The following is a 4,102-nucleotide window of genomic DNA, read 5'->3' as shown; positions in this document are numbered from 1 at the left end:
TGCACGGGCCGCTGCACGCCCGGCTCGCCGACCTGGACGCCTCCGGCGGGCCGTGACCGGCGCCCACCCCGGCGTACGCGTCAGGGCGGCCTCCCGAACCGCGGAGGCCGCCCTGCGTCGTCGTCGGGTCGGGCCGGGTGACCGGCCCGCCGGTCACTTCTCGACGGGCATCGGGCACGTCTCCGGGGGCGCCTCGGGCGCGCCCAGGTCGCCGAGCGACTGGTTCACCTCGGTCGTGGTGGCCAGCTGCTGGAACCCGTTGCCCAGGACCACGTCGACGCTGTCGTCCTTGCGGTTCGGGTCGAACTTCCGCTCGGCCTCGTTGAGGAAGTACGCCCGCAGCAGGTGCGCCGAGCCCACGCCCTTGGGGCCGTAGCGCAGCATGGCCACGCCGTCGAACGCCTTCTTCTCGTTGCCGACCTTCTTGACCTGGAACTTGCGGTTGCGGAAGTCGTCCGCGACCAGGCCGGCCCGGCCGGCCTCGTCGGTGGCGTTGTAGACGTTGAGCTTCACGTCCTTCTGCTCCCGCAACCGCAGGTCGACCAACTGCCAGCCGTCCGGGCACCCGGCGGCCGTGCCCGCCTTGCTCTGGGTGTCGCGCACCACCGCGACAACCACGATGACCAGGGCGATGACTGCCAGCAGTCCGACGACAACGAGTGCCCGCACTCGCGCAAAACTCATCCTGGGCGCTCCCCCGGACAGTGATTGGGTGGCGGCGGCCGCCGCGGTCGGGCCGCGTGTGTGGCCGTCCAGTACGCCGCTGAGGTTAACCCTTGTCCGGCTCCCGCGTGGAAACAGTCCGACATGCCGGCGCGCCACCGGGGGAACGGGTAGGACTACCCCTATCTTCGTGTCGCCTGAGTCACATTGGGAACAACTTCGGGCGCCGGGGCGTACATCTCTCCCGCGAGGGCGGTATACATGCCTCGCCCAAAGGGGGGGTAAGGTTCCGCGCTCGCCGGGGGGTTCCGCTCCGGCGAGCCCGACCCAACGGTCGTCGGGTCGGGTGCCCGACACAGATGGTGGCCGGCCAGGGGAACCGAAACGGCGTCGTCCGGCGTTACAACCGGCAGCGACCATATCGATATTGGAGAGTGAAACCGATGGCCACCGACTACGACGCCCCGCGTCGCGACGAGGTCGACCTCGGCGAGGACAGCCTCGAGGAGCTCAAGGCCCGGCGGGTCGACTCACAGTCGGGCGCCGTGGACGTCGACGAGGCCGAGGTGGCCGAGAGCTTCGAGCTGCCCGGCGCCGACCTGGCCGACGAGGAGCTCACGGTCAAGGTCCTCCCGATGCAGCAGGACGAGTTCCGGTGCGCGCGCTGCTTCCTGGTCCACCACCGCAGCCAGCTGGCGGTCGAGCGCAACGGCGACCTGATCTGCCGCGAGTGCGTCTGATCCCGTCCGGGGAAACCGGCGGCGGCCCCGGTGCGGGGCCGCCGCTGTTCGAGCCGCCGTGCGCCGGTGGCCGGAAGCTGCTTGACTCGTAGCGGCGGCTGCCACGCCGCGCGGAGCAGGAGGGCGGACGGGTGAGCGAGCGCAGCGAGCGTGCCGACGGGACCGACCGGACGCCGGCCCCGGAGCCGGGACCGGCGCCGACCACCCCGGAGGCGGTCACCGCTCCGGTGGAGCCGCACCGGACGCCGTCCGGTGCCGACGGCGACGAGCTGGGCGCGACCGTCGCCGCCCTGACCGCCGACGACATCGCGCCGGCCCGCCGTCGGCAACTGCTGGTCCGGATGGTCGGCCAGGCCCGCGCCCGCGGCATCACCGACCTGTTCAAGCCGAAGGCGGCGCTGCGCTGGATGACGGACACCGTCGCCGAGGTCGCCCCGCACGTGCCGATCCGTGACCTGGCGACGCTGCGACGGCACTTCCCCGGGCTGGACGACGACGCGCTTGCCGACCGGCTGATCCGCAACGCGTCCCGGGCCACCGCCGGGGTCGGCGCGGCCGGCGGCGGGGTCGCCGCGGTCGAGTGGGCGGTCACACCCACGCTGCTCTCCGCCCCCGTGCTGCTGGCCGCCGAGACGGTTGCGGTGGTGGCCATCGAGCTGAAGCTGATCGGCGAGCTGCACGAGATCCACCGGATGCCGTTGCCGACCGGCGGCACCGCCCGCGCCGTGGCGCTGGTGCAGTCCTGGGCCGGTCAGCGGGGGATCAACCCGATGATGCCGGGCGTCGGGGTCAGCGCGGTGCTGGGCACCGCCGCCCGCCGCGAGCTGCGGGACAGCCTGCTGCGCCGGTTCGGTCGCAACCTCACCACGCTCGGGCCGTTCCTGACCGGTGCCGCGGTGGCCGGCTACCTCAACCGGCGGGCCACCCGCACGCTCGGCGAGCAGCTCCGCAAGGACCTCCGGCACACCGCCCGCGGCCTGCCCCACAAGAAGGGCTGACGGCCGGGCGGGACGCGGTTCAGGCCGCGTCGCGGGCGGCCAGCAGGGCCGCCGCCAGCTCCACCGGGCGCCGGGTGCTGACCACCCAGAACGGGGTGGGGTCCGCCGGGTCGTCCAGCACCACCTGGACCGCGCCGCCGACCCAGGGACGCTGGACCACGAAGGCGAGCGGGTCGGCGCCGACGCCGAGCACCTCGCGCCGGCCGGCCGCGTCCAGCGGCACCACGTCCGCGACGTACCGCACCGGGAGGTGGGCGTCGTCGACCCGCAGCTCGCCGTCGCGCACCTCGACCCGGATCCGGCCCAGCCACCACAGCGCGGCCACCGTGCCGGGGATCAGCAGCACGAACGGCAGCCAGGCGCGGACCCCGGTCGCGCCCAGCCACAGCTCGGCGGCGAGCAGCCCGGCCAGGGCCAGGCCCAGCGGCCAGGCCCACCAGGGCAGCCCGAGGCGCTCCGCGTAGGGCGCGGGGACGGCCGTCGGGACGGCGGGGGACGACGACTGACGCACACTGACGAGGGTACGGCGCGCGGCGGGCCGGCCAACCGGCAGGATGGCAGGGTCACCCCGCGAGGACCGGACGGAAGAGGACGACCGTGACAGACGAGGTAGCCGTGCCCGTACGGCGGCTCGACCCGGAACTGCCGCTGCCGGTGTACGCCCATCCGGGCGACGCCGGCGCGGACCTGGTGGCCGCCGTGGACGTGGAGCTGCCGCCCGGCGGCCGGGCCCTGGTGCCCACCGGCGTCGCGGTGGCCCTGCCCGAGGGGTACGTCGGACTGGTCCACCCGCGATCGGGGCTGGCCGCCAGGCTCGGCGTGACGGTGCTCAACGCGCCCGGTACGGTCGACGCCGGCTACCGGGGTGAGATCCTGGTCAACCTGATCAACCATGATCGGGACACGCCGGCCACGATCAGCCGCGGCGACCGGATCGCGCAGCTGGTGGTCCAGCGGGTCGCCCGGGCCGAGTTCCGGCCGGTGGACGAACTGCCCGGGTCCCGGCGCGGGACCGGCGGGCACGGGTCCACCGGCGGGCACGCCGGGTTGGTTCCGGCTCCGGCCGGTGGGCAGGACGAAGAGGTGGCAGGGTGAGTGCGAACAGCGGAGGGTGGGCGCAGTGATCTTCTCCCGGAAGCGGGCCGACGAGACGCGTGACGACGCGGTCCTCGACGTCGAGGAGGCCGCCGGGCCGACCCGCGGCCCGTACGACGTCAGCGAGGCGCCCGACGCGCCCCGGCTGGACCTCGGCAGTCTCCAGATCCCGGCGGTGCCGGACGTGGAGGTGCGGGTGCAGGCCGACCCGCAGGGTGTGATCCAGCAGGTGGTCCTGGTGCACGGGCAGAACGCGTTGCAGCTCGGCGTCTTCGCCGCGCCGCGGTCCGACGGCATCTGGGACGAGGTGCGCGACGAGATCCGCCAGTCGCTGTTCAACGACGGCGCCGCGGCCCAGGAGGTCGAGGGCGAGTACGGCACCGAGCTGCGCGCCCGGCTGCGTACCCCGGACGGCCTGACCGACCTGCGGTTCGTCGGCATCGACGGGCCGCGCTGGATGGTGCGCGGCGTGTTCCAGGGCCAGGCGGCCACCGACCCGGCCGCCGCCGGCCCGCTGGCGGCCTGCCTGGACGGCCTGGTGGTCGACCGTGGGCAGGAGGCCAAGCCGGTGCGGGAGCCGCTGCCGCTGCGGCTGCCCCGCGAGGT

General features: G+C 74.5%; 6 protein-coding genes. 4 read left to right on the top strand and 2 right to left on the bottom strand.

Going from position 1 to position 4,102, the window contains the following annotated elements; translation table 11 throughout:
- Positions 1–153 precede the first annotated feature (153 nt).
- A complete protein-coding gene (locus HUW36_RS27230) occupies positions 154–669 on the bottom strand; it encodes a LytR C-terminal domain-containing protein (protein WP_174530753.1) in 516 nt (171 codons plus the stop codon).
- A 437-nt stretch (positions 670–1,106) separates the two neighbouring features.
- On the opposite strand from HUW36_RS27230, the gene HUW36_RS27225 reads away from it, so the two are divergent.
- Both HUW36_RS27225 and HUW36_RS27220 read left to right on the top strand, forming a co-directional pair.
- A complete protein-coding gene (locus tag HUW36_RS27225) occupies positions 1,107–1,403 on the top strand; it encodes a DUF4193 domain-containing protein (RefSeq protein WP_013284790.1) in 297 nt (98 codons plus the stop codon).
- Positions 1,404–1,630: 227 nt separating this feature from the next.
- Entirely contained in the window at positions 1,631–2,401 is a 771-nt protein-coding gene (locus HUW36_RS27220) for a hypothetical protein (RefSeq protein ID WP_174530752.1), read from the top strand.
- 19 nt (positions 2,402–2,420) lie between these two features.
- Here the strand turns inward: HUW36_RS27220 and HUW36_RS27215 are convergent, their stop codons facing one another.
- Positions 2,421–2,912 carry a DUF3093 domain-containing protein gene (locus HUW36_RS27215; protein ID WP_174530751.1) on the bottom strand — a complete coding sequence of 164 codons (492 nt, stop codon included), beginning with the start codon at positions 2,910–2,912 and terminating at the stop codon, positions 2,421–2,423.
- Between the two features lie 86 nt (positions 2,913–2,998).
- Here HUW36_RS27215 and dut point away from each other — a divergent pair, with 86 nt between their 5' ends.
- Positions 2,999–3,496: a dUTP diphosphatase gene (gene dut, locus HUW36_RS27210; protein ID WP_174530750.1), complete on the top strand. Its 498-nt coding sequence runs from the start codon at positions 2,999–3,001 to the stop codon at positions 3,494–3,496.
- 25 nt (positions 3,497–3,521) lie between these two features.
- Positions 3,522–4,102 (top strand): DUF3710 domain-containing protein (locus HUW36_RS27205; RefSeq protein ID WP_174530749.1); only part of this gene is annotated, 581 nt, incomplete at its 3' end.

The organism is Micromonospora maritima (genome assembly GCF_902825405.1).
In the GTDB taxonomy this organism is placed as follows: Bacteria; Actinomycetota; Actinomycetes; order Mycobacteriales; family Micromonosporaceae; genus Micromonospora; species Micromonospora maritima.
Note: the sequence above shows the minus strand (reverse complement) of the source record. Positions and strands in the feature narration are given on the sequence as shown.